This window comes from Marinomonas vulgaris (assembly GCF_018145875.1).
Classification (GTDB): domain Bacteria; phylum Pseudomonadota; class Gammaproteobacteria; order Pseudomonadales; family Marinomonadaceae; genus Marinomonas; species Marinomonas vulgaris.
The window spans coordinates 30,443-56,747 of record NZ_JAGSSV010000003.1; the positions used below are offsets into that span (position 1 = coordinate 30,443).

At 47.4% G+C, this 26,305-nt stretch carries 22 protein-coding genes; 16 read left to right on the plus strand and 6 right to left on the minus strand.

Annotation, left to right across the window (positions count from 1 at the left end; genetic code table 11):
* The first annotated feature begins 109 nt into the window (after positions 1-109).
* The 7 genes from oppB (at position 110) to J9B83_RS03860 (ending at position 6,824) form a co-directional block, all read left to right on the plus strand.
* Positions 110-1,030, plus strand: coding sequence for an oligopeptide ABC transporter permease OppB (gene oppB / locus J9B83_RS03830; RefSeq protein WP_211535414.1), 921 nt, complete (start codon positions 110-112; stop codon positions 1,028-1,030).
* Positions 1,031-1,042: 12 nt separating this feature from the next.
* Entirely contained in the window at positions 1,043-1,969 is a 927-nt protein-coding gene (gene oppC, locus J9B83_RS03835) for an oligopeptide ABC transporter permease OppC (RefSeq protein WP_211535415.1), read from the plus strand.
* A 9-nt stretch (positions 1,970-1,978) separates the two neighbouring features.
* Positions 1,979-2,980, plus strand: coding sequence for an oligopeptide ABC transporter ATP-binding protein OppD (gene oppD / locus J9B83_RS03840; protein ID WP_211535416.1), 1,002 nt, complete (start codon positions 1,979-1,981; stop codon positions 2,978-2,980).
* The gene (oppF, locus tag J9B83_RS03845) at positions 2,980-3,984 is read left to right on the plus strand and encodes a murein tripeptide/oligopeptide ABC transporter ATP binding protein OppF (RefSeq protein WP_211535574.1); all 1,005 of its coding nucleotides are present in this window, start codon (positions 2,980-2,982) and stop codon (positions 3,982-3,984) included. The genes oppD and oppF overlap by 1 nt, the downstream gene beginning before the upstream one ends.
* Positions 3,985-4,131: 147 nt before the next feature.
* The gene (locus J9B83_RS03850) at positions 4,132-4,632 is read left to right on the plus strand and encodes a molybdopterin-dependent oxidoreductase (protein ID WP_211535417.1); all 501 of its coding nucleotides are present in this window, start codon (positions 4,132-4,134) and stop codon (positions 4,630-4,632) included.
* Positions 4,633-4,639: 7 nt separating this feature from the next.
* On the plus strand, positions 4,640-6,493 hold the full coding sequence (locus J9B83_RS03855) for a sensor histidine kinase (protein ID WP_211535418.1): 1,854 nt from the start codon (positions 4,640-4,642) through the stop codon (positions 6,491-6,493).
* Positions 6,486-6,824: an Hpt domain-containing protein gene (locus tag J9B83_RS03860; RefSeq protein WP_211535419.1), complete on the plus strand. Its 339-nt coding sequence runs from the start codon at positions 6,486-6,488 to the stop codon at positions 6,822-6,824. Before J9B83_RS03855 ends, J9B83_RS03860 begins: the two co-directional genes overlap by 8 nt.
* A gap of 9 nt (positions 6,825-6,833) precedes the next feature.
* On the opposite strand, the gene J9B83_RS03865 is transcribed toward J9B83_RS03860, so the two are convergent.
* The 6 genes from J9B83_RS03865 to J9B83_RS03890 form a co-directional block, all read right to left on the minus strand.
* Entirely contained in the window at positions 6,834-7,334 is a 501-nt protein-coding gene (locus tag J9B83_RS03865) for a GAF domain-containing protein (RefSeq protein WP_211535420.1), read from the minus strand.
* Positions 7,335-7,422: 88 nt separating this feature from the next.
* Complete coding sequence (gene phoU, locus J9B83_RS03870; RefSeq protein WP_211535421.1) at positions 7,423-8,136, minus strand: phosphate signaling complex protein PhoU; 714 nt, start codon at positions 8,134-8,136, stop codon at positions 7,423-7,425.
* Between the two features lie 14 nt (positions 8,137-8,150).
* Positions 8,151-8,981, minus strand: a complete 831-nt coding sequence (gene pstB, locus J9B83_RS03875; RefSeq protein WP_211535422.1) for a phosphate ABC transporter ATP-binding protein PstB — start codon at positions 8,979-8,981, stop codon at positions 8,151-8,153.
* Between the two features lie 20 nt (positions 8,982-9,001).
* A complete protein-coding gene (gene pstA, locus J9B83_RS03880; RefSeq protein ID WP_268927843.1) occupies positions 9,002-10,705 on the minus strand; it encodes a phosphate ABC transporter permease PstA in 1,704 nt (567 codons plus the stop codon).
* 11 nt (positions 10,706-10,716) lie between these two features.
* The gene (locus J9B83_RS03885) at positions 10,717-12,975 is read right to left on the minus strand and encodes an ABC transporter permease subunit (RefSeq protein ID WP_211535423.1); all 2,259 of its coding nucleotides are present in this window, start codon (positions 12,973-12,975) and stop codon (positions 10,717-10,719) included.
* Between the two features lie 111 nt (positions 12,976-13,086).
* Positions 13,087-14,055 (minus strand): PstS family phosphate ABC transporter substrate-binding protein, encoded by a 969-nt coding sequence (locus J9B83_RS03890; protein WP_211535424.1) that lies wholly within the window; start codon positions 14,053-14,055, stop codon positions 13,087-13,089.
* A gap of 243 nt (positions 14,056-14,298) precedes the next feature.
* Here J9B83_RS03890 and J9B83_RS03895 point away from each other — a divergent pair, with 243 nt between their 5' ends.
* From J9B83_RS03895 to J9B83_RS03935, 9 genes are all read left to right on the plus strand, one after another.
* Positions 14,299-15,993: a sensor histidine kinase gene (locus tag J9B83_RS03895; protein ID WP_211535425.1), complete on the plus strand. Its 1,695-nt coding sequence runs from the start codon at positions 14,299-14,301 to the stop codon at positions 15,991-15,993.
* Positions 15,986-17,329, plus strand: coding sequence for a sigma-54-dependent transcriptional regulator (locus J9B83_RS03900; protein WP_211535426.1), 1,344 nt, complete (start codon positions 15,986-15,988; stop codon positions 17,327-17,329). The genes J9B83_RS03895 and J9B83_RS03900 overlap by 8 nt, the downstream gene beginning before the upstream one ends.
* Positions 17,330-17,359: 30 nt before the next feature.
* Positions 17,360-18,595, plus strand: a complete 1,236-nt coding sequence (locus tag J9B83_RS03905; RefSeq protein WP_211535427.1) for an ABC transporter substrate-binding protein — start codon at positions 17,360-17,362, stop codon at positions 18,593-18,595.
* Positions 18,596-18,954: 359 nt separating this feature from the next.
* A complete protein-coding gene (locus J9B83_RS03910) occupies positions 18,955-20,394 on the plus strand; it encodes an NAD-dependent succinate-semialdehyde dehydrogenase (RefSeq protein WP_328797690.1) in 1,440 nt (479 codons plus the stop codon).
* A gap of 27 nt (positions 20,395-20,421) precedes the next feature.
* Positions 20,422-21,588 carry an iron-containing alcohol dehydrogenase gene (locus J9B83_RS03915; protein ID WP_211535428.1) on the plus strand — a complete coding sequence of 389 codons (1,167 nt, stop codon included), beginning with the start codon at positions 20,422-20,424 and terminating at the stop codon, positions 21,586-21,588.
* Positions 21,589-21,654: 66 nt separating this feature from the next.
* A complete protein-coding gene (locus J9B83_RS03920; protein ID WP_211535429.1) occupies positions 21,655-23,022 on the plus strand; it encodes a hypothetical protein in 1,368 nt (455 codons plus the stop codon).
* A 307-nt stretch (positions 23,023-23,329) separates the two neighbouring features.
* Positions 23,330-23,851: a TRAP transporter small permease subunit gene (locus J9B83_RS03925; protein WP_211535430.1), complete on the plus strand. Its 522-nt coding sequence runs from the start codon at positions 23,330-23,332 to the stop codon at positions 23,849-23,851.
* Entirely contained in the window at positions 23,851-25,239 is a 1,389-nt protein-coding gene (locus tag J9B83_RS03930; RefSeq protein ID WP_211535431.1) for a TRAP transporter large permease, read from the plus strand. The genes J9B83_RS03925 and J9B83_RS03930 overlap by 1 nt, the downstream gene beginning before the upstream one ends.
* 69 nt (positions 25,240-25,308) lie before the next feature.
* A complete protein-coding gene (locus J9B83_RS03935) occupies positions 25,309-26,271 on the plus strand; it encodes an NADPH:quinone reductase (protein ID WP_211535432.1) in 963 nt (320 codons plus the stop codon).
* Positions 26,272-26,305 lie beyond the last annotated feature (34 nt).

Here is a 26,305-nt window from a genome sequence, read left to right on the forward strand (position 1 = left end):
ATGACACGCCCCCGTATTCAACTAAACACGGTGGGCGTTACTTAGGTTTGACTGTTTTATCGATTCATAGGATTAGCGCGCATCACTGCGCCTAAGCCGGTACATTTTTATGCTGACCTTTATTTCAAAACGCATTCTTGAGGCCATTCCGACCTTACTGGTCTTAATTACCGTGTCTTTTTTCTTGATGCACTCTGCCCCAGGCAGCCCATTTTCAGGCGAACGCACCTTACCGCCAGAAGTATTGGCGAACATCAACGCCAAATACCATTTGGACGAACCGGTTATTAACCAGTTTTTTTACTACCTTGGCGGCTTGCTACAAGGCGATTTAGGGCCTTCTTTTCGCTACAAAGACTTCACTATTAATGAGCTGATCGCCCAAAGCTTTCCTGTGTCAGCGGAAATCGGTATTTGGTCGTTTTTGGTTGCGCTCACCATTGGCGTGGGTTGCGGAGTGATTGCGGCGTTGCGCCAAAACTCTTGGATCGACTACAGCGTGATGGGCTTTGCCAACTTGGGCATTGTGCTGCCCAACTTTGTCTTAGCGCCCTTGTGTATCTTGGTGTTTTCTATTTATAACCAGTTGCTGCCACCCGGCGGTTGGAACGGCGGCGCTTGGCCCTATTTGGTGATGCCGGTGATCGCCATGTCCACCAGCTACATTGCGCAAATCGCGCGTATTACCCGCGGCAGCATGATCGAAACCATGCATTCTAATTTTATCCGCACCGCCCGCGCCAAGGGCTTACCGAAACACCGGATCATTTTCCAACACGCCCTGCGCCCGGCCATGTTGCCGGTAATTTCGTACTTAGGGCCGGCGTTTGTCGGCATCATCACCGGATCGGTGATCGTGGATGTGTATTTTGGCACCGGCGGCATTGGTCAGCATTTTATCAATGGCGCGCTCAACCGTGACTATTCCATGGTGATGGGCGTCACCATCTTGGTCGGCACCTTGACCATTCTTTTCAATGCGATTGTCGATGTTTTATACGCCCTCATCGACCCGAAAATCCGCTACTAAGGTCTTATTATTATGATCACGAACAAAGACAAAGTTCAGGCCGTGGAACAGTTCGCCCAAGCCGTGGTGGACATTGAAGGTCGCAGCTTGTGGCAAGACGCCCGCCGCCGATTTTTTTCCAACCACGCCGCCGTTGTCAGCCTGGTTATTCTGGGGTTGATTACCGCCATTGCGCTGATTGGGCCATTCTTCAGCCAATGGCAATACGACGACATTGACTGGGAAGCCTTATCCGATATCAGCGTTTTAGGGCATCCTAGCATGGAAAACGGGCATTATTTTGGCACCGACACCCTTGGGCGCGATATTTTCGTGCGCACCATGCAAGGCGGCCAAATTTCTCTCTTGGTGGGGATTTTAGGCAGCCTAGTCGCCATTGTGATTGGCACTCTGTATGGCGCAACCTCTGGCTACATTGGCGGTCGTGTGGACAGCGTGATGATGCGCTTTCTTGAAATTCTTAACTCATTCCCGTTTATGTTTTTCGTGATCATCTTGATGACCCTATTCGGTCGCCAGATTTTCTTGATCTTTGTCGCCATTGGCGCGATTTCTTGGCTCGATATGGCGCGGATCGTCCGTGGTCAAACTTTGAGCTTGAAAAACAAAGAATACATCGAAGCCGCTTACGCCTGTGGCGTGTCGACACCGAAAATCATTCTGCGTCACATTGTGCCTAATGTGCTCGGCATCGTGGTGGTGTACGCCACCCTCTTGGTGCCCAACATGATCTTGCTGGAATCCTTTATCAGCTTCTTGGGGTTGGGTGTGCAAGAACCCATGACCAGCTGGGGCGCGCTGATTTCTGAAGGCGCGCAGAACATGGAAATCGCCATTTGGCAGCTGGCTTGGCCATTGGGCTTTCTGGTCGTGACCTTGTTTTGCTTTAACTTCCTCGGCGACGGCTTACGAGACGCGCTTGACCCTAAAGACCGTTAAGGAGGATTTATGACACCGTTAACACACACCACATCGGCCAATACCTTGCTGGATGTCGGCAACTTGCGCGTGCGCTTCAAAACCCCAGACGGTCTAGTCACCGCCGTGAATAATCTCAACTTCACCCTCGCCCAAGGGGAAACCTTAGGCATCGTGGGCGAATCGGGCTCCGGCAAAAGCCAAACCGCCTTTGCCCTCATGGGCTTACTGGCCAAAAACGGCCTCATCGAAGGCGAAGCGCGCTTTGAAGGCAGCAATATCTTATCGCTGAATGATAAGGCGATGAACCGCATCCGCTCCAAAGACATTGCGATGATCTTTCAAGATCCCATGACCTCGCTCAACCCTTATATGAAAGTGGGGCAACAGCTGATGGAAGTGCTCACGTTGCACAAGGGCATGAGCAAAGCCAATGCCTTTGACGCGTCTGTTAAGATGCTCGACGCGGTAAAAATGCCCGAAGCGCGCAAACGCATGGCCATGTACCCGCACGAGTTTTCCGGCGGCATGCGCCAACGGGTAATGATCGCCATGGCGCTTTTATGTCAGCCAAAATTGCTCATCGCCGACGAACCCACCACCGCCCTAGACGTGACCGTTCAAGCGCAAATTCTGACCTTACTGAATGAGCTCAAACAAGACTTCAACACCGCCATCGTGATGATTACCCACGATCTGGGCGTGGTGGCCGGATTGTGTGATAAGGTATTGGTAATGTACGCAGGGCAAACCATGGAATACGGCACCGCCGAAGACGTGTTTTATCGCCCCACTCACCCTTACACCCAAGGATTACTAAAAGCCATTCCACGCCTTGACAGCGAAGGCAGCACGCTGGCGACCATTCCTGGCAACCCACCGAACTTACTCAACTTACCAACCGGCTGTCCCTTTGAAGCGCGCTGCGAATTTGCCCGCGCGCGCTGCTTAACCGAGACTCCCATACTCAACACCTTTGTTTCTGGGCAAAAGTCGGCATGCCATAAATCAACCGAAGGATGGGCCGTATGATGCAGCATCACACTCAGAAAACCTTGATGGAAGTGCGCAATCTAAAGGTACATTTTACGATCAAACCGGACAACGCTTGGCCATGGCAAAAAGGCCACGCCCTGAAAGCGGTAGATGGTGTCGATCTGACCATTTACGAAGGGGAAACCCTCGGTGTGGTGGGCGAATCCGGCTGCGGTAAGTCTACTTTAGCCCGTGCATTGTTGCGCCTTGTGCCCATCACCGAAGGCAATGTGGTCTGGCTCGGTCAAGACCTCACCGATCTTGATAAAAAGCAAATGCGCGACAAACGCCAAGAGCTGCAAATGATCTTTCAAGATCCGCTGGCGTCTCTGGATCCGCGCATGACCGTGGGCGACATCATTGCCGAGCCCCTCGTTACTTTTCACCCTGAACTGTCAAAAGACGAGGTGAAAAGCGCTGTGCGCCAGATGATGGATCGCGTTGGCTTATTGCCCAATGTGATCAACCGCTACCCACACGAATTTTCTGGCGGACAATGTCAGCGCATTGGCATCGCTCGCGCCTTGATTCTCAAGCCTAAGCTGATTGTCTGCGACGAGCCGGTGTCGGCGTTGGACGTGTCGATTCAGGCGCAAGTGGTAAACCTACTCAAAGAATTACAAACGGAAATGAACCTCTCCTTGGTGTTCATCGCCCACGATCTGAGTGTGGTCAAACACATCTCAGACCGTGTATTGGTGATGTATTTGGGCAACCCGGTGGAACTGGCGAGCAAGCGCTCCTTATACGCTCAACCTCAGCACCCTTACACCAAAGCCTTGATGTCGGCGGTGCCAGTGCCCGACCCAAGAATAGAGCGCAGTAAAAGCATTCAGCTGCTCGCAGGGGATCTGCCATCACCGATAAACCCGCCGTCCGGTTGTGTGTTTCGTACGCGATGTCCCCATGCGAACGATACCTGCGCCGCACAAAAGCCGGTGTTAAGCGCTTTTTCCAACGAGCATCAGGTGGCCTGTTCACGTTTAGCAGAATTATCGTAGGTATAACGTTACTGTAGGCATGTGACCGTCTTTCACAGACTGCGTGTTTACAAAAAATTAATAAAATCCTTCTCAATAAACGACATAATAGCGCCCTGGTGCTTACCATGGCGCTGTATTCTTTTCTTTTACTTTGAGATGTTTGTTATGTTGGTTCGGTTATTTGCTTCTCTGCTGTTACTCAGCGCTTTTTCCTCTTTGTGTTCCGCGCAGGACGTTCCCAAAAGTCGAGTTCTGTTAACGGTTTCAGACAGTCAGAAGAGCACCACCGACACCCAATTTGACATGGCCATGCTGCAACGTCTGCCGCAGTATTCGGTGACCACGCACAACCCTTGGACCATAGGTGAACACACCTATCGCGGTTTTTCCGCTGTCGATTTGGTCGCTTATCTGGGTCTCAGCGGCAATTGGCTGCAAGTCTCAGCGCTGAATCATTACATGACGGAAATCCCACTCAGCGACTTTGTGGAAAACGGCGCTATGTTCGCCACTCACCTAGATGGAAAGCCCATGAGCGTACGCAATTTAGGCCCCATCATGGTCATTTACCCTTTTGATGAACGCCCAGAACTAAAGTCTGAGCGCTATTACGGCCGTTCTATTTGGCAAATTGAGCGCATCAAACTGATGACGCTGGCCGAGTAGCCTCACTATGGCCACACATCTAAAACCTTGGCTCACCAAATACAAGCGCTGGCTACTTTATGCCTTTATTGCGTTGATCATCCTCATCACCTCCGCGGTGTTTGGCATCATTGTGTACACCAGTGACAGCTCTAAAAACAATGGTCGACGGGTATTTGAAAGCGCCTTATGGAACGCCTTGCAGTTACAGGTGCAGACCTATCGTTTTTTGAATTATCTCGAACGTTTGGAGCCGCACACCCAAGCACCAAGAGACGATGCATTTTTTGAATATGACCTCTTGATGAGCCGCGTAGATTTGCTACGACGTGGCGAAGTGGGTGAGCTAGTGCGTAACTTTGAAAATGGTCGCACCACTCGTTTGCTCAATATTATCAACGGAGAACTGGAACTGCTGACGTTTCAGTTATCAAAAATAGAAATCGGCGATTACGCCTATCTACCCGACTTGATTGAACGTATTGACAACATCGATCAGCAAATTAACGAGTTTGTGACTCTGGTCAACAAAGGCAGCAACGAATACATCACCAATCAGCGTGGTGTGTTGCAACATAACTTAGACAACATCAAGCTGCTGTCCACTGCGCTGTTAATCTGCCTGATTATCTTATGCTTTTTCGTGCTGCGTACCGTCGACGAATTCAGACGCAGCGTTCGTCAAAATCGCGGTTTATCCTCCACGGTGCAGTCTGTTTACGACGACAAAGCCAGCATGCTGGCTTACATTCACCAAGAAATACGCTCTCCGATCAATGCGGTGTTAAGCGTGGCCAGCGCCCTAAAAAGCACTACACCACGAGATTATGCCGCCTTATCTAAGCACATTGAAGAATCCGGGTATCAGCTACTCAATACCATAGAAATACTCTCTGACTTAGCTCTGATCGATGCCAATAAACTGATACTCAGCCCCTCAACCGCTCCCTTACACAATAACATCGAAGCTTGTTTTGCTTTATTAAGCAACCAAATAGCACGCAAGAACTTACAAAGTATTGTGTATATTGATCCATTACTGCCCAACGAACTGTGTTTGGATTTCAATCGAACCAAAGACATTATTGTCGCCCTGTTAGAAAACGCCATTACTCACACGCCCTCTGGCAGCGTCAGCTTACAAGTGCGCGCCTCTACCCTCAGCGCCGCTGCATTGCGTACCACCGAAGACAGTCGAGAAGTCGGCTTTTTACAAATCGCCATTAAAGACACAGGCTTGGGCATGCCCAGAGAATTGCAGCACCACTTAAGAGTCAACCCATCTCTGCCGTCCCAACAAGAAAGCCCGACGCCAAGCCAAGTGGGATTAAGCTTGGCCTTGTGCCATCGATTGATTTATATGATGAAAGGCGAAATGCACTTTTCCAGTTCCGCCCAAAAAGGCAGCGAATTCTGGGTCGACATTCCTTATTATGTCTCCGATGCAAGCCATGTCAGTAAAAATGTCCCACTGATTTGCCCCGACCACACCCGTGTGCTCTTGATTGAAACCGATGCGCACCTTGCCAGCGTGTTGAGCTTATTCCTAAGTGACGCCAACATGGAGGTCATGATCTCCAAAGATGGCGGTTTACAAGAAGACAGAGAGTGCGAGCTAGTAATCATAGGCAATACAGCTAAGTTTGAACGGGAAGGCAGCGATGCACTAAAACACTGGAAAAAACACCAATGCCCAGTACTGAGCTATCATCCATTGGCAATTCAACACCCCATTGGCACTGTGACGCCATTACAGTTCCCATTAATGCAGAGCCAACTGAATCTGATTTTGATGACTCTGTTTCCCGACGACCGTACGAACCATTTTTCCCACACAGTTCCCAGTACCCCTTCGACTCAAAAGGCGAATAACCATGATTGATTATGACCATCTAACGTCACTTGTCGAAGTACTCGGCAAAGAAACAATGAATAAGATACGCGTGGAATTTGTCGACGACAGCACAGAAAAAATGACCTTATTACTGGCCGCATGGGAAGCACAAAACAACTACGATATTAGAGAAATCAGTCATTCTCTGAAATCCGCCAGTTTAAACATGGCGATGAAGGATTTTGCGGCCCAGTGCCAACAAATGGAATCGCCAGCTGAACCACAAAGCCAAGCAGAACGACAAGCCATTATGGATAGCTTGCCGGCTTTGCATCAGGCGTCTTTGGCAGAGCTAGAAGCCTATTTTCTGGCGAATTAAACCCGCTAATTAGATCGACCAGTTCATGTCGGTGGCGGCCACAAAGGTATCCACCAAGGCGATTAAACCCGCCTGATCCACATCGCTAAATCGCGCGACCTTGGGGCTGTCCATATCAAATACCGCCACCAGCTTGCCTTGCACCACAACCGGAATCACCAACTCAGACTGGGAGGCCACGTCGCAGGCAATATGACCATCGAACGCATGAACGTCGTCAACACGCTGCACCTGTAAAGAGGTCGCCGCTTTACCGCACACACCACGAGCAAAAGGAATCCGAGTACAAGCCACCTTGCCCACGTAAGGCCCCAGCACCAATTCTTCGCCACGGGCAAAGTAAAAACCAGACCAATTTAAGTCAGGGAGGGTTTGCATCACAAACGCGGAAAACTGCGCGGCATTGCAGATAAGATCACGCTCACCGCTCAGCAAGGCGGCTAATTGCGCATTCAATTGCAGGTAAGAGGATTCTAGGGAGTCATTAGGGTCAATATCGATCGTAAACATGGTTCGGTACACCGAATAAGCAAAAAAGCCATCATAGCAAAATCCGCTCAAACGCCTACTGGTGCACCTTAGAAATCCATAGGATTACTTATTTTTTACTCATGTCCGCAGATAAATCATTCACATTCACGTGACGCACATCGATGCCCTTGATCATAAAGATCAAATGCTGGCACGAAGAACGCGCGTGATCACCAATACGCTCCAAAGAACGCAACACCCAAATCACGTTCATCACGCGAGTAATACTGCGTGGGTCTTCCATCATGTAGGTCACCAAAGAGCGCATGGCGGTGTTGTATTCTTGGTCTACCGCACGGTCTTGTTTGGCCACTTTTACTGCGGCTTCTAGATCCAAGCGCGCGTAAGCGTCCAAAGAATCGTGAATCATTCGCGACACCATTTGGCCGATACGATTGATCTCAACATAACCACGGGGCGATTCCCCTTCGTTAATTAGATTCAACGTCAGGTTGGCGATTTTCTTCGCTTCGTCACCCATACGTTCCAGCTCGCTTACCGCTTTGCTGATCGATAGAATCATACGCAAGTCCGACGCAGCAGGCTGGCGTTTAGCCAAAATACGACGACATTCTTCGTCGATCAAACCATCTAGCTGATTCACCGTGGTGTCTTGTTTCTTCACGTCTTCCGCTAGCGAACCGTTGGCGTCCAACAGGGCTTGAACCGCGTCTTGCACCTGATTTTCAACCACGCCACCCATGGTCAAAAAATGCTGGCGAAGCAGTTCTAATTCATTATTGAATTGCTGAGAAATATGATCTGTGGTTAATTCTTTCATAATGCGTCTCCCGCCTAGCCGTAGCGACCCGTGATGTAGTCTTCTGTTTGTTGTTTGCCTGGGTTAGTGAACAAGGTATTGGTGTCGCCAAACTCAATCAAGTCTCCCATGTACATAAACGCCGTGTAATCCGACACACGCGCCGCTTGTTGCATGTTGTGGGTAACGATGGCGATGGTGAAATCCTTTTTCAATTCATGGATCAGCTCTTCAATTTTCAAAGTTGAAATAGGGTCCAGCGCCGAAGCCGGTTCGTCCAATAACAAGACTTCAGGCTTTACCGCCACCGTGCGGGCGATGACCAAACGCTGCTGCTGACCACCGGACATACCCAAAGCACTTTCGTGCAAACGGTCTTTTACCTCGTCCCACAAGGCCGCAGAGCGCAACGCCCATTCCACCGTTTCGTCTAATACACGCTTCTTGTTGATGCCTTGAATACGCAGGCCATACGCCACGTTCTCATAAATGCTTTTCGGGAAAGGGTTCGGCTTTTGGAACACCATGCCGACACGACGACGCAGCTCGGCTACGTCGGTACCCTTGGTGTAAATATTGCTGTCGTGCAAATTGATTTCGCCGGTAATGCGGCAGCTGTCGACTAGGTCATTCATGCGATTGAAACAGCGCAATAAAGTGGATTTACCACAACCAGACGGCCCAATAAACGCGGTGACCTTTTTCTCAGGGATGATCATGTTCACCCCTTTTAACGCTTCTTTTTCACCGTAGTAAAGGTGAAGATCTTTTACAGACAGGCAAACTTTTTCGTTCTCAATGTTAAGCGCCTGTTGTTCGCGCTGCATTGCTGAAATGTCGATAGAATGGGTTTTAACGTCGCTCATAATTGTCTCTTCCTAGCCGCTTACATTTCCAGCGATTTGTATTTTTCACGTAGGTGGTTACGAATGGTCACTGCTGATAAGTTAAGTAAAGCAATCACCATCACAAGTAATAAGGCTGTCGCGTACACTAAAGGGCGTGCCGCTTCCACGTTTGGACTTTGGAAACCCACATCGTAAATATGGAATCCTAAGTGCATGAATTTTTGGTCTAAATGGATGAAGGGGTAATTGCCATCCAGGGGCAATGACGGCGCCAACTTCACCACGCCCACCAGCATGAGGGGTGCCACTTCACCGGCCGCGCGAGCTACTGCCAAGATCACTCCGGTCATGATCGCTGGACTGGCCATTGGCAAGACCACACGCCACAAGGTTTCGAATTTGGTAGCGCCCAATGCCAAGCTGCCCTCGCGTACGTTACGCGGAATACGGGACAAGCCCTCTTCCGTCGCCACAATCACCACAGGCACGGTTAACAGCGCTAGCGTAATCGATGCCCACATCAAACCACCAGTACCGAACGTCGGTGATGGCAAGGCTTCGGGGAAAAAGGCTTCATCGATGCCAGACCCAAGAAAGTAAATAAAGAAGCCCAAACCAAACACACCATACACAATCGATGGCACACCCGCGAGGTTGTTCACCGCAATGCGGATCACTCGAGTCACCCAGCCTTGCGACGCGTATTCACGCAAGTAAACCGCGGCGACCACACCAAATGGCGTCACTATGATGGTCATCAAGAGCACCATCATCACGGTACCAAAAATCGCAGGGAAAACGCCGCCTTCGGTGTTGGCTTCCCTCGGTTCGTCCGTTAAGAACTCCCATACCTTGACGAAGTAAAAGCCCATTTTTTCCGTCACGCCCATGGCATTAGGACGGAAAGCGTGAACAATTTTCGATACCTGAATTTCGTGCTCGGTACCGTCCATCACACGTACCACAAAAGAGTCGCGGTTGATTTGCTGATACAAAGCCGCCAAATTGGCTTGCAGGCCTCTGTAGGCTTCGTCGTACTGAGAGCGCTCAGCGGCCAAATCGGCTTCCACCGCGGGTGTTAGTTCGCCGTCTAATTCAAATCGACGTTGCTTCAAACGAATACGCTCAAGGGCATGGTTGATCTTACCGATGTCGTATTTTTCAATGTCTTTGATGTCGTCGTGAATCGTTGCGGCGCGTTCGATGCTTTTCTCAAACATCGCCCAAGTGGCCAACGCCGAGGCGGTTGCTGTCACGTCGCTGGTTTCAGAGACAATGCGACCGTCTTCTTTCACCGACATCAGGTAGCCGTATAAGTTGCCCCATTCGTGACGCTCCGCCGCAAACAGCATCTCTGGGGTTTCGATGTCGCTTAGGTATTTGTCTAACACCCAACCAAAATCCGCCCCGTACACATCGCGGTTACCCATTTTTAGCAAGGTACGCTGCAAAAACTCTTCGCTGTCGTCAGGTAATTGTACGCCCGCTTCGCGCAACTGAGCCGAGGTCACTTCGACACTTTCGACGCGTTCTGCGGCGATGGTGTACGCCTTATCGCCCGGTAGAGAGTAAGTCGCTTGCACCACGTCGGCAGGCCAAAAATGCCCCAAGCCACGCACCGCAATTAACAATAACAAGCCTACCACCATGATGACGGAAATCGCCACCGCACCGGCGTTTAGCCATACCCATGGATCACCAGACTTGACCCATTCGGATACGGATTTTTTCTGCATTTTCATCTCAGTACTCATTATAGCGACCCGTATTTTTTGCGTAGGTGCTGACGCACCGTTTCAGCGATGGTGTTCACCACAAAGGTAAAGATGAACAACACAAACGCGGCCAAGAAAAGGATACGATAATGCGAGCTGCCCACTTCGGACTCAGGCACTTCCACGGCTAAGTTCGCCGCCAAAGTTCGCATACCTTCAAAGATGTTAAAGTCCATGATCGGCGTGTTACCCGTCGCCATTAAGACGATCATGGTTTCACCCACCGCACGCCCCATACCTATCATCACCGCCGAGAAAATACCTGGGCTAGCGGTTGGCAACACAACGCGTGTCATGGTTTGCCAATAGGTTGCACCCAAAGCAAGGGAGCCTTGCGTTAGGGCTTTTGGCACACTAAAAATCGCGTCTTCTGTGATGGAGAAAATAGTCGGAATTACCGCAAAGCCCATGGCGAAGCCCACCACAAGGGCGTTACGTTGATCGAAGGTAATGCCTAAATCATTGGTGATCCAACCACGAATGTTGCCACCAAAGAAATTCACTTCAATGATGGGACTCAGCGCCAAACAGAACCAGGCCAAGAACACGATCACTGGAATCAACAACAAAGGCTGCCAGCCTTCTGGCACCATCCAACGAATACCGGCTGGTAAACGCGACCATAGATAAGCAAACAACAAGATGCCCACCGGCAGCACCACTAAAATACTAAAAGTGGCCGCTAGGTGTTCTTCTAAGAAAGGCGCGAAAAACAAACCAGCCAAGAAACCTAAGATCACCGTTGGCAGGGCTTCCATCAATTCAATCACAGGTTTGATTTTGCGACGCAGTGCTGGTGCCATGAAATACGCCGTGTAAATCGCCCCACAAATCGCCAAAGGCACGGCCATCAACATGGCATAAAACGCGGCTTTAAGCGTACCGAATGCCAATGGCATCAAGCTGTATTTAGGTTCGAAATCGTTACTGGCCGAAGACGACTGCCAGGTGTAGGTTTCCTCTGGGTAACTTTCGTACCAGACCTTGCCCCAAATAGACGACCAAGACACTTCAGGGTGCTCGTTGTCTACATGGTAAAAATGCATGCCCTTGCTGTCTTCCAACAACAAGCTGTTGGCACGAGGCGAGAAGCTGATTAAACGCGCGGTCGCGTCGCTCAAACGTTCGTCTAATACTTGGCGCTCCGATGTGGCGTTATAAATAGCCACTAAGCCACGCTCGTCTAATGTAGCGAAGCCTTTACGACGTTGCTCCATGGCCAAATCGACCAAGGCAACTGGCTGTTTCACATCGCGAATAAAGTGCAGTTTCTCTTCGTTGGTGGCGTCGTCACGCACGTTGAACCATTGGCTCACGCGACCAGAAGAATCCGCCACCATCACCGAGGATTTACCCACCAAATAGCTCATAGAAACCAGACTCGCGCCCTCTTCGATCAGCGCTGCGGTGTCTTTTAGACGAATATTATCGAAGTCGCGCAGGTCAAATTCGCTCATCATGCCCGCGTTGGTTGCCACGTACAAAGAGCGCTGGTTACCGCTGATCAACAGGCTGTTGATGTCAGCAATAAAAGGCAGTGTTTCACGTTGCTCGGTGAGTTCGACTTCTTCGGTAATAAAGTTCACATCTTTGGTGACTTTTAAGATGGCACTTTCTGTGTCGCCCGATACGGCAATCGTCAAGCCGTCGTCGCCATCGCGAATCGCCAATTTTTTAATGGCAAAATCCGCGACACTGATCGCGGCTTCACCGTAGGGGTAATCGACAAAAGGGGTGATTTGACGCTGACCGTCTGGGTAGCTAGTTTTGTAATTATGCTTCGAAATCAGCACCTTGCCGTCTTCGTAAGCAAACGCCAGTAACCGACTGGTATCAGACTCTACCGTAAAGCTGCTCACCGCTTGTTCACGCGGGTTCGCCACTGTTTCTATGACCGAGCCATCTTCAATCGAAAAGAACACCACGCTGCCATTGCTCGCAACGCGCATACCAATTTCCGATTGCTCTTCCATGGCCAAATACAAGCTCTCGCCTTCTTCTTCAGCCGGTAAGCTGTAGCTGGCTTTTTCATCAATCGACGCGCTGGAAAACAGCGGCGCCACTTCATAAAGGAGATAAAAACAAATCAGCAGAACAGCTAAGATAACGCTGCTGCCTCCGATGGCGATGCCCATGCCAGCCGTTCGGTCTTTCAGGGCGCGAAGTTTACGATGACGCTTTAACGCTGGGGTGTTGAAATCCAGCTCCGGCATCCGATGGTCAGTTGGTGTAGTCATCCGCATTCATCTTTTTTAGTGTGACAATTTTGTGACAGGGTATGGCGAACGAAAAGCAGGAGGGCGTCACGCCATCCTGCTTTTGATTATCGTGTGAGACGCCAAGCCTACTTAGTTAATACCCAATGTTGTCAGGTATTTATCAGCCACTTTCGCTGGCAGTGGAACATAGCCGTCTTTCACGACAACTTCTTGACCCATTTTAGACAGGACCATTTTTACGAACTCGCGCTGTAGTGGCGCTAATGGCTTGTTTGGTGCCTTGTTGACGTAAACGTAAAGGAATCGAGACAGTGGGTATTTACCGGCTGCCGCGTTTTCAGGTGTCGCCTCTACAAAAGCATCGCCTTCTCTTTTTGCTAATGGCAAAGCACGAACAGAGGAGGTTTTGTAGCCGATACCAGAGTAACCAATGCTGTTAAGAGAAGTAGAAACAGACTGCACAACCGACGCAGAACCAGGCTGCTCGTTGACACTGTTTTTAAAGTCGCCCTTGAATAGGCCGTTGTCTTTAAAGTAACCATAAGTACCGGATACTGAGTTACGACCGAACAACTGAATGTCGCGATTCGCCCACGCACCCGTTAGACCGGCTTTACCCCAGTTAGTGATGTCTTCACTGTGGCCACCTTTACGAGTTGAAGAGAAAATCGCATCGACTTCAGGAAGAGACAAACCTTTTACTGGGTTATCTTTGTGTACAAACACCGCTAGCGCATCGATCGCAACAGGAACCGCTGTTGGCTTGTAACCGAATTTTTTCTCGAACGCTGCAATTTCTTTGTCTTTCATCATGCGAGACATTGGACCGAAGTTAGAGGTACCTTCTGTCAATGCTGGTGGCGCAGTAGAAGAACCTGCTGCCTGAATTTGAATGTTCACATTTGGGTATAAACGCTTGAAGTCTTCTGCCCACAAGGTCATCAAGTTAGCTAAGGTATCTGAACCCACGCTTGAAATATTGCCTGACACGCCGCTTGCTTTACTATAAGACATCAAATTTGAATCAACATCTGCAAAAGCGTTAACAGAAACGCCTACTGCTGCTGTCATCGCTAAACCTGCAACTAGTTTTTTCATCACATAAACCTCAGTGGTTATCGTCAAATATTTATGAGCAAATGCTCATGGCTTGTTCAATGATTTGTACTATAGAAAAGTTATGTGACAGATATGTTAAAGAGTGAAATGTTTTTAAGATAAATCGTAATGACATGGTTTAATTTAATAACCACAAGGTGGGAAAGAAAAAAGTTCCTTTGTTCATAAGGCTCTAACCTCTGTAAAATATTCCACTATTACCTTATTTAAGGGTTTAAGAAATTGTTCAAACGCCAAAATAAACGCTTATCCAACCGCTATTTATTGTTGTCTCTGGTTGTCGCTCTTGTGCCACTATTGGTTTTTTCTGGTTTATACGACACCTATTTGAACCAGCTAGTTGTAAAAATATCGAATGAGCAATTAAGTACCCGAGTTGCTACGGTTCAAAATGAGTTCCAAACAAGCCTTCGAGAACGTCTCTATCAGCTTGATGTTCTTACGGACGAGTTGGACAATCCCAACATCTATACATTGGATGGCGCTCAATCTCTCTCCTCTGAATTACAAACACTATTACGCATTCAAACCGATCTTAATAATGTTTATGGCATCGCTTTTTTTGACGAGCACAAACACTATTTATGGAGTTTCCCCGAATTTTCTTATTCGAAAAAACGCTACGAACAGTCGTTAATTTTTCCTGTAACTCCTTTTGAAGGCACCGAAATCTATGGCCCTGAGGCCTATTCCTTTAATCATGCCTCTTCTGTTTTACTGCTAAAAAAAATCCACATCAGTAGCCTTGATATTAAAGGAGCTCCGTACATTGGCATTGTTCTGCGCTTTAACTCACTAACATCAATTTCTAAAGATCTGAATACAGATGGCATTTACACCCCTCTACTTAGCGTGCCTGGAGAACGTTTATTTGACATTGTTGGTCAACCCGTAGACAAAAAAATCATCTCTCATGCTGATTATGATCTACTACCTAACTGGTCTTTAAAATTACGCCAAGACAAAGGTCTTTCTAGTCCCCCCAGTGCCAAGATGCGTTATTGGCTGATTTTATTAGTTCTAATGACAGCCACCGGCTTATTAGCTTTACACTGGTATATATCAAAACGTTTAAACAGGCAGTTGGATACCTTGATTGATCGAGTTGAACGCGTGGCGGCAGGCGATTTAGACTCCCCTGTTCCCTTACAACCGGGCACGGAACTAGAACGGCTCACACTAGCCATTGATCGAATGCGCTCACAGTTACATCACGTTATTAAAGCTTCCGTCGAAATGGAACGACAAGCTTCATTAGGACAACTAGCAGCGGGACTCGCTCATGATATTCGAAATCCACTGACCATTATTCGTATGACGATACAAACTTTGATCAAACGGGAATCTAATTCTCAACATAATGAAATGCTCGTTATGGTTGAAGAAGAAATAGAACGTGTGAATCGAGTCATTGAAAACTTACTTAACTTTGCTCGACCAACCCAACCAAGATTAGAACGCATCACCTTACTGGAACTGTTAAAAGGCATTCGGGCATTGGTCGACGCCTCGGCAAAAAGCCAAAATGTTATCGTTCATTTAGAGTGCAATTCAGCGCTTGAAATAGATGCAGATCCCTCTCATATCCGTCAGATTTTCATGAATCTGATACTTAATGCAATACAGGCGATGCCTATAGAAGGAGGTAAAATATCACTCATTGGTTCAATACATGGTGGTCACATCATTGTGTCAGTCATCGATAATGGCAAAGGTATTCCAGTGACGCTAATATCACGTATTTCAGAACCATTTTTTACGACCAAATCGACAGGAACAGGGTTAGGACTGGCCATTTGCCATGTCCTAGCAAAATCCAATCATGCAGAGCTTGTTATCGAAAGCCAAGAAAATAAGGGCACTCATGTTCAGCTGCGCTTTAAGAATGATCGAATAGAAGAAAATAAATATGAATAACCTAACCATTTTGGTAATTGATGATGAACCCAACTTAGTTCGTAGTCTCCAATTTTCACTAAATGACCAAACTATAGACCTTCAGGCTGCATATTCTGGCACAGAGGGAATTCAGCGATTCAATACGTTAACTCCTGATGTCGTACTGCTGGATCTAGGGCTTCCAGATATGTCTGGTTTAGATGTATTAACACAACTAAAAAGTATATCCGACACTCCGGTCATTATGATTTCAGCTCACGGCGACACCAGAACCGCCGTAAAGGCAGTAAGAGAAGGCGCTCTCGACTATATAACAAAACCATTTGATATCGATGAATTAGAACTATTAATTCGCCGTTGCGGAGAGCAACAGCGCCTTTCAAAAGAGCTGCATTTTTTACGTTCTCAGCAAATTCATACTCAACGTATTGTTGGTAATAGCCATCAAACCGAGACACTGAGACATATGATCGAGCAGGTGGGCGACAGTACAGCCAAGACCATTTTAATATCAGGCCCATCTGGTACAGGTAAAGCACTCATTGCCCGTAGCCTACATGATGTGCGCTTTTCTAATGCCCCTTTTATAGAAATAAACTGTGCAGCTTTGCCAGAACAACTTATTGAAGCTGAATTATTTGGGGCTGAGCGAGGAGCTTATACTGGCGCCGTTCAAAAGCGCGACGGCCTTATTTCACTTGCCGATAATGGCACTCTATTTTTAGATGAAATAGGCGAAATGCCTATGGCCATTCAAGCAAAACTACTCACTTTTCTTGAAAACCGTGTCTATCGCTCTATTGGTGGAGGGAAGGAGCATAAAGCCAATGTAGTCGTTATTGCTGCTACAAACAAAAATTTAAAAACCGCCGTTGACGCTGGAGATTTTCGTGCAGACTTATATTATCGTCTTAATGTCGTGCCTATCGTCGCACCCTCTTTGAGTGATCGAGTTGAAGATATCAGTTTATTAATTCGCTTCTTTGGCGAAGCGTTTGCAAAGCAAGAAGGCTGCAAACCACCTATTTGGAGTGAAGAGATTATTGCCCAACTCCAAACCTATTCATGGCCAGGCAACATTCGAGAGCTAAAAAATTTAGTAGAACGAATTATTATTTTATATCCAGGTCAAACAGCACTGCCGAAGCATTTGCCCAATGAATATAGGAAAAATGCTATATCAACTACAGTAGACAACTTAGACTATTCATCGGTAGTAGAACATAAAGAACGAGAGCTGATACTCAGTGCATTAAGAAAGAACGGAGGGCGAAAAGGCCTTGCCGCTGAACAACTCGGTATTTCAAGACACGCATTGAAACGTCGTATACAAAGACTCAATATTGATTTTTAACTCACACAAAATAACAATAAGAACGCCTTTATGAAACAGTTAGCTTGGTTACTTGCCCTACTAGGATGTTTAACCGTCACAAATAGCTCAGCAGAAATAATACTTGGCAACCAAACGAATGCTGATATGAATATCGGCTGTCTTTTTCCGCTTACTGGTCGCGGTGGACTATACGGCGAGGACAGCAAAATTGGTATTCAACTCGCCTTGGAGCAACTTTCAACTAAGCCAAACCGCTATCCTAGCTTAAAAATTCTTATCAAAGACTCTAGATCAAAGGCCTCACGAGCGACGCGCTTGGTCAAGGAGTTAGTTCAAGAACACCAAGTGCGCTTTATTTGCGGGGTTGTCAACTCCTCAATCGCTTGGCAAGTAGCGCAAGTGACACAGGAAGAAAATGTCTTTTTTATTGGAACAGATCACGCGTCATCACGCATGACAGGTTCAGGTACACGTCCACTGTATTTTCGCGTCAGCAATAACACTCAACAAAGTATGCTTGCTGGTGCCAAGTACATTCGTGAGCACTTTTCTTTTTCTGCCGAAAACCCAATTCGTATTTCCTATATAGGGCCCGACTACGAATACGGCTATACCGTATGGGATGATCTAGAAAATTCTCTTAAACAGCAAAACGTTAACTACGAAGTAGTAACTACTTTATGGCCCACATTGTACGAGCCAAATTACTCAAACTTCATCCAAGCATTACTTAAAAAGCCTACTGACTTAATAATCAATTCGATGTGGGGAGGGGATCTCGTCACCTTCATTCAACAGGCTAATAACACGAGTCTTTTTAAACACGCACAATTTGCTAACTTTGATACTGGTGCTAACTTTGAAGTCCTTGCCGCATTAGGAAATAACATGCCAGAGGGGCTCATATTAGCGTCTCGTCATCACAACAATTGGCCAGAAACAGAATTCAATCAGTGGTTTGTTTCGCGTTTTTATGAACTGAGTGGACACTATCCATCTTATGCTGCCGAAGGGGCTTACTCAGGTATTATCGCTATAGCCGAAGCAGTTCGACTTGCAGGTGTTAATGCCAGTAATGAAGAACTCCAACACGTTCTGGAAAATTTGATGATTAAGCTACCTGAAGATCCTATTGGCTTTACGTCTTATATGGATGCTAACACTCATCAGCTTCAACAAGTCATCTCTATTGGTACTTCAACCAATGACAAATCTCTTCCACCCGCCGCACGTTTACTCAATAATTGGTCAGTTTATTACCCTGACAGACGCCAGTCTCATTAAATTTTGAGCGGATTTCGATCATTATGAGCGCCAAAATTCGATCTAAAACCGCTCAAAAATAATACGTAGCCTCTTACTCGCTATTATAATTCTATATTTTTCAATTACATAGATTAAATTCATAAGCTGGCATCTTGTTTGCAAATGTTAAGAACAACATTGTTCTTAATAAAAAAATAATAAGAGAGCGCATTGCATCGATGCCACACTACCTCACATAGCCTCCCAGCAACTTGAGTGGCCTCTTATTGATTATTTTTTTTGAATAATGATTTGCTTGTCTTCTGTTTATGGATTTATCCATCCTCACAACGACAAAACAGAGCGTCTTAAAAATAACCAATATAAAGGTGATACTCATGTTAAAAGATATGTCACTCCTAAAAACTCGCTGCCTAGTCAATGGCGAGTGGGTCGAAGCTAAATCACAGGTAACCCACCCTGTCACTAACCCAGCCACAGGTGACGTTATTGTAGAAATACCTCATCTTGCACCAGAGGAAATCCCTGCGATTATTCAAGCGTCTCAAATAGCACAGAAAAAATGGGCTGCCTTGCCCGCCAAAGAACGTTCGGCCATCTTGAGACGGTGGTTTGAGCTGATGATTGAAAACACAGACGATCTCGCCCTATTAATGACAACAGAACAAGGCAAACCACTCGCTGAAGCAAAGGGTGAGATTGGTTATGCTGCGTCATTCATAGAGTGGTTCGCTGAAGAAGCAAAACGCATTTACGGTGACACTATTCCGGCTCCCCGTGCAGATCAAAGACTCACTGTTATCCGTCAGCCAATCGGTGTGACTGCGGCGATTACACCATGGAACTTTCCTGCTGCGATGATTACCCGAAAAGCCGCACCAGCACTGGCAGCCGGCTGCTCAATGATCGTTCGTCCTGCTGACTTGACGCCACTTACAGCATTAGCAATCGGTGAATTAGCACAACGGGCAGGTATTCCCGCTGGTGTTTTTCAAGTGATTACAGGATCAGCTAGCCAACTTGGAAAAGTTCTAACCGACAGTGAAATCGTCAGCAAACTGTCTTTTACCGGCTCCACCGAAGTAGGTCGTTTATTAATGGCGCAATGTGCACAGACGATCAAAAAAGTCTCTTTAGAACTTGGCGGTAACGCTCCGTTTATCGTTTTTGATGATGCCGATCTGGACAAAGCGGTCGAAGGCGCTATGGCCTCTAAGTACCGTAATGCCGGACAAACTTGTGTTTGCGCTAACCGTATTTTAGTGCAGCGGGGAGTATATGACGCATTTACCGCAAAGTTGGCTGAAAAAGTAAAAGCGTTGAAAATTGGTAATGGCGCAGATGCAGGAACAGACATTGGCCCCATGATCGAAGAAAAAGCCATTGCAAAAGTAGAAGACCACATCCAAGACGCCGTCAGCAAAGGAGCCAAATTAATCTTTGGTGGTAAGCGCTTAGGTGGACTTTTCTTCCAACCGGCTATTTTGACGGGTGTCACCACAGACATGAAGGTCGCAAAAGAAGAAACCTTCGGTCCTATGGCGCCGCTGTTTGCATTCGAGACAGAAGAAGAAGCCATCACTATGGCAAACGATACGATTTTTGGACTGGCGGCGTATTTTTATACTCGCGACCACAGCCGCATGATTCGCGTATCAGAAGCACTTGAGTACGGCATGGTTGGTCACAACACCGGATTAATTTCGAACGAAGTCGCGCCGTTTGGTGGCATCAAACAATCTGGTTTAGGGCGTGAAGGCTCTAAGTATGGCATAGAGGAATACCTCGAAATGAAATACGTATGCAGTGCCCTATAACCTAATCACATTATTTTGGAGATCATTATGACGGACGGCATCAAATCTTTTTCTTTTAATACCCCAGGTTCCATGCACCTCGAATGGGGTGGCGCAAAACGCCTAGGCGAGTTACTCGGCAGCTGGTTCAACGAGCGTAATCTACTTGTCGTAACAGACAAGTTTTTGAATGAGAGTGGCCTATTAGAGCAAACCAAAGCATCTCTTAAAAAGCACGGCTTCACTGTCAGCGTGTTTGACGACGTTGTTGCTGATCCACCAGAACACGTATTAATAGCCTGTGTTGAACAAGGAAAAAAAAGCAATACGGACATTGTCCTAGGTTTAGGTGGCGGCTCTTCTATGGATATAGCCAAACTAGTGGCTGTTATGCTCACGTCCGAACAGCCACTATCTGAACTCTACGGGATTGGTAATGTTACTGGCACTCGAACGCCTTTAGTTCAAGTGCCAACCACAGCTGGCACAGGATCAGAAGTCACTAACATCACGATTCTAACAACGGGAGAAACCACAAAAATGGGCGTGGTGTCTCAGCAGTTGTACGCAGATCGTGTTTTATTAGATGCTGAACTCACCGTTGGCCTTCCTTCATTACCAACTGCCGCGACCGGCATTGATGCCATGGTGCATGCCATTGAAGCTTACACCTCGGTACACCTTAAAAACCCTCTATCAGACGCTTTGGCAAAAGAAGCCTTGCGCCTCTTAACCAAAAACCTAGTCATCGCTTGCCAAGATGGACAAAACCGTACGGCCCGTGAAGCTATGTTGTTAGGAGCAAATTTAGCGGGACAAGCCTTTTCGAATAGCCCAGTGGCTGCCGTTCATGCTCTTGCGTATCCATTAGGCGGTCACTATCACCTACCTCATGGGTTAACAAACGCTCTTATGCTTGGCCCTGTACTTCGATTCAATATGGCCGCTGCCGCGCCATTGTATGCCGAGTTGGCTGATGTCGTTCTCGGACATTCTGACAACGACGTAGACACTAGATCGGCGAAATTCGTCGAATTTATGCAAGCACTGATGAATGAGTCTGGCGCACCACAACGCCTACAAGACGTTGGAGTGACAAAAGAAAGCCTACTAACTCTGGCGAAAGACGCCATGTTACAAACACGCTTACTTGGTAATAACCCTGTTCCAGTAACTGAAGAAGATGCCTTGGCCTTGTATCAAGCCGCGTTCTGATTCTAAACACCCTCTTGGCCCCATGAAAATGGGGTCGTATAACTAAAAAAATAAAAGGAAATAACCATGAGAGAAGAGCGCATAGATGGTCAAGAAACACCCTATTGGAAAATGGGACCTTTCAAAGTAAGGCTACCTTTTGTTCATTATCGTTTTGAATGGCCAGATTATTTTCAAGGTCTACTAATGTGTGCGGTGGACTTAGCAGCAATTCCACTTATGACAGAACTACTTGGTATGCCGTTCGAAGTTGCACTGGCAGTGGTCATGTTAAATGGCTTGTTCTACTTGTTGCACCATTTATTGGGTGATCCTGTAGTTCCAGGTTGGATCACACCTGCAATTCCACTACTCATGGCGTATTGCTCAACCTTCCCAGAAGGGCCTGAACGAATACATGCTCTCGTGTCATTTCAGCTACTCTTGGGGGCCTTTGCCATCTTTATTGGAGCCTCAGGGCTTGCACATAGGGTAGTCTCACTCATACCACAAGCGATTAAATCCGGTATTATCATCGGTGCTGGTATTGCTGCCGTAATGGCCGTATTTAAAGTAGATGGTCGCTTTGATACTTACCCCGTAACCATTACGCTTGCTGTGGGCGTAGCCTTCTATATGATTTTTTCGCGTCACTTTGCGGCGTTAAAACAAAATAATGCGCTTTTTAACCTTATCGGTAAACTGGGTATTTTTCCGATAGTTGTTTTAGCTATTATCATTGCACCAACGGTAGGTGAAACATCTTGGCCTGAAATTCAGTGGGGCTTTTCGTCTCCTGACTTCATTACGCTTTGGAATGAGTACACAGTATTTGGTCTTGGTATGCCGCCACTCATGATGTTTGTAACCGCTGTACCAACGGTATTAGCAGCATACATCGTTTTATTTGGTGACGTATTACAAAGCAAAGCCATTCTGGAAGAAGCAGATCAAATTCGTACAGACGAGAAAATTGACTACGATCCTGATCGTGCTCACATGATCTTTGGTGCTCGAAATTCTGCAATGTCTATTTTAGGGCCTGACGTGGCCATGTGCGGACCTCTTTGGGCAGCGATGCATGTCGTGATCACTGAGCGTTTTAGCCAAGGTAAAAAAGCAATGAACTCCATTTTTGGTGGCGCAGGCTCTTTCCGCTGGGGTACAAATACAGGTTTGATATTCATGCCTATTGTAACGCTAGTACAACCTATTTTAGGTGTGGCTCTTGCTCTTACTTTATTGATTCAAGGCTATGTGTCCGTAAAAATCGGCATTATGGAAGCTCGATCTCAGCGCGATTTAGGTATTGCCGGTGTGGTTGCCGCTGTATTAGCAACACGTGGTGCAACATGGGCTTTTGCGGTCGGTGTCGTGTTATGTATTTTGGTCTATGGTCGTGACTTTTTTAAAGGTGAAAAAGATAGTACTTTTGTAAAAGATCAGTCAAAATAACCTCACCTCAGTAAACAAACACAACACTCATTGTGTTTGTTTACGACTTCAAATGATAAGTACCTTGAATCACTTAAAATTCAACGTTGATATAGGTGCATCCTCATCTTTTTGCTCCCAAAACCCGCATTTATCCTCTATAACGCGTTGAGCCTCGATTTGGTCGGTGTTCATTATTCCCAAGCGTGGCGTTATCCCATAAACTAGCGCTCCAGATTTCATTAGGCGCCCTTGCCTACTAATAAGTAAGCCTACAATAAATAGGCACAAAATCTGACAATCATGATTCAACACTGTGGGTATTTTAATGTTAAACAAACTGGTCAGTTCGGCCGAGGCGGTTTCCCATTATATGGGGCGATTCGTTGCTTGGTTTACCTTGGCGATGATGCTGCTTACCTGTCTCGTCGTTCTTTTGCGTTATGGCTTTGATATTGGCTCGGTCGCTTTGCAGGAGTCTGTGTTGTATCTGCATGCGATGGTGTTCATGCTCGGTGCGGCGTATACCTTTAAAGACGACGAACACGTGCGTGTGGACGTGTTTTACCGCGATTTTTCTGCGACAAAAAAAGCTTGGGTAAACATCATCGGTGGTATTTTCTTTTTGCTGCCTTTTACGCTGTACACCGCTTACCTAAGCTTTGATTACGTGAGCGCTTCTTGGCGTGTGCTGGAAACCTCACCAGAACCTGGCGGCTTGCCATTCGTCTACCTGCTCAAAACGCTGATTCCCATTATGATGATCAGTTTAATCATCCAAGGGGTTGCGGATATTCTGAAGAACCTCGGTGTTGTAACGTCAGCAAAAAACACTAGAGGACAAAACTAATGGTTGAATTTCTTCCTTTATGGCTCTTTGCCGCCGTATGTGTGTGTTTGCTGTTCGGTTATCCGGTGGCGTTTTCCCTTGGTGGTACGGCCTTAATCTTCGCCGCTGTCGGCTCCTTTATGGGAACCTTTGATGGCGTGTTTCTAGAAGCTTTACCAAACCGCTTGTTTGGTATTATCGGCAACGAAACCCTGATCGCTGTGCCCTTGTTTGTGTTGATGGGTGTCTTGCTGGAAAAATCCAAACTGGCAGAGCGCTTGCTCGACTCCATGGCCATGTTGTTCGGTTCGTTACGCGGTGGTTTGGGCATTTCGGTGATCTTGGTGGGTATGTTATTGGCCGCTAGTACCGGTATCGTTGGCGCTACCGTGGTTACCATGGGGATGATCTCTTTGCCAACCATGCTTCGTCGCGGCTATGACCCATCATTGGCCGCCGGTACCATTTGTGCCACGGGCACACTTGGGCAAATCATACCGCCCTCGATTGCCTTGGTGCTATTGGGCGATGTGATGTCGAACGCCTTCCAAAAAGCGCAGCTTGAAATGGGCATTTTTTCGCCTAAAACCATTTCCGTGGGCGACTTATTTGTCGGCGCGCTGATTCCTGGTTTGATTTTAGTCAGCTTGTACATTGTTTACGTGATCGCCGTGGCGTGGTTACAACCTCATAAAGCCCCAGCGGTTCCAAAAGACGAATTACGCAGCGGTTCAAGCGAGCCTCTGTTCGTACAGTTGGTCAAAGGCTTAGTGCCGCCCTTATTGCTGATTTTTGCCGTTTTGGGCTCTATTTTGAGCGGTATTGCGACACCAACCGAAGCCGCCGGTGTAGGCGCATTGGGTGCGGCTATTTTGGCGTGGGTCAGCGGTAAATTAAGCCTTTCTACCTTAAAAGATGCCGTGTATTCCACCGCCAAAGTCACCTCCATGGTGTTCATGATTTTGATTGGTGCATCGCTGTTTTCTTTGGTGTTCCGCGGTTTTGGTGGCGAAGAATTGATTCAAGACTTCTTCTCACAGTTACCCGGTGGTGTGGTCGGCGCCATGATCGTGGTGATGTTGTTGATGTTCTTCCTTGGCTTCATTTTGGATTTCATCGAAATCACCTTCGTAGTGGTACCGATTGTCGCGCCTGTGTTGTTGGCCATGGGTTTAGACCCTGTTTGGTTGGGCATCATGATGGCCATTAACCTGCAAACGTCGTTCTTAACACCGCCGTTTGGCTTCGCCTTGTTTTACTTACGCGGTGTGGCGCCACCAGAACTCAAAACACAATCTATTTATAAAGGCGTATTGCCCTTTATTTTGATACAACTGTTTGTACTGTTAATGTTATCCATCTGGCCAGAATTGGTCACCTGGTTACCTGAACAAGTGTATGCGAATTAATCTGTAAACATGGACGCCTAAAAGAACAGGGAAAACAACAATAATCACTTATTAGATTAGGACAAGAATATGAAAGCCATGCAGATCAAAGACTACGGCCCCGCGAGCGATTTAACGCTAACGGACACCAACACGCCAAGCATCAACGACGATCAACTGTTGGTCAAAGTCGGCGCAGCAGGGGTGAACCCCGTGGATACTTACATTCGTTCGGGTGTGAACAACTACAAGGCGAGTTTTCCTCATACGCCGGGGTCAGACGGCGCGGGTACTGTCATAGAAGTAGGCGCTAATGTCACAGGCTATGAAGTGGGTCAACGGGTGTATTTTAGCCGTAACCAGGGCGGATCTTCCGCTGAATTTACTGTGTGCAACACCACGCACACTTACCCGCTGGCGGATCCCTTGTCTTTTGAAGAAGGCGCGTGTTTAGGCGTGCCTTACACTACGGCACACCGAGCTTTGTTTGGCCGCGCTCACGCCAAAGCCGGTGATAAAGTCTTAGTTCATGGTGCCACTGGTGCCGTGGGCATAGCAACGGTTCAACTTGCTCTTGCTGCAGGCATGGATGTAGTCGCTAGCGCGGGCACCGAAGCCGGTGCCGAATTACTGCGTCAGCAAGGCGTACAAACGGTCATCATGCACAACGAAGCCGACCATTTAGCGCCATTCCAAACCTTGGAGACCGGCTTTAATGTTGTCATCGAAATGCTGGCCAATCACAACCTAGACCAAGACCTAAAAGCCTTAGCGTTTGGTGGTTGTGTGGCGGTGATCGGCAACCGTGGCACGGTGGAAATCAACCCTCGTGATTTAATGGCGAGAGACGCCTCTGTGGTCGGCGTAGCATTGGCCAACGTCACACCAGCAGAACTGGCCTTGATCGCCAAAGCCTTGCGTCCCTTGTTCGAAAAAGGTGTGTTGAAGCCGGTGATTCGTCACAGCTACGCCCTTACGGAACTCGCGCAAGCCCATGAGGATGTAATGAAGTCTGGCGCGCTAGGCAATCTTGTCATTCGTGTAGAAGCATAATTGCCGCTATACTGAAGACTTTATTGACGCAAAC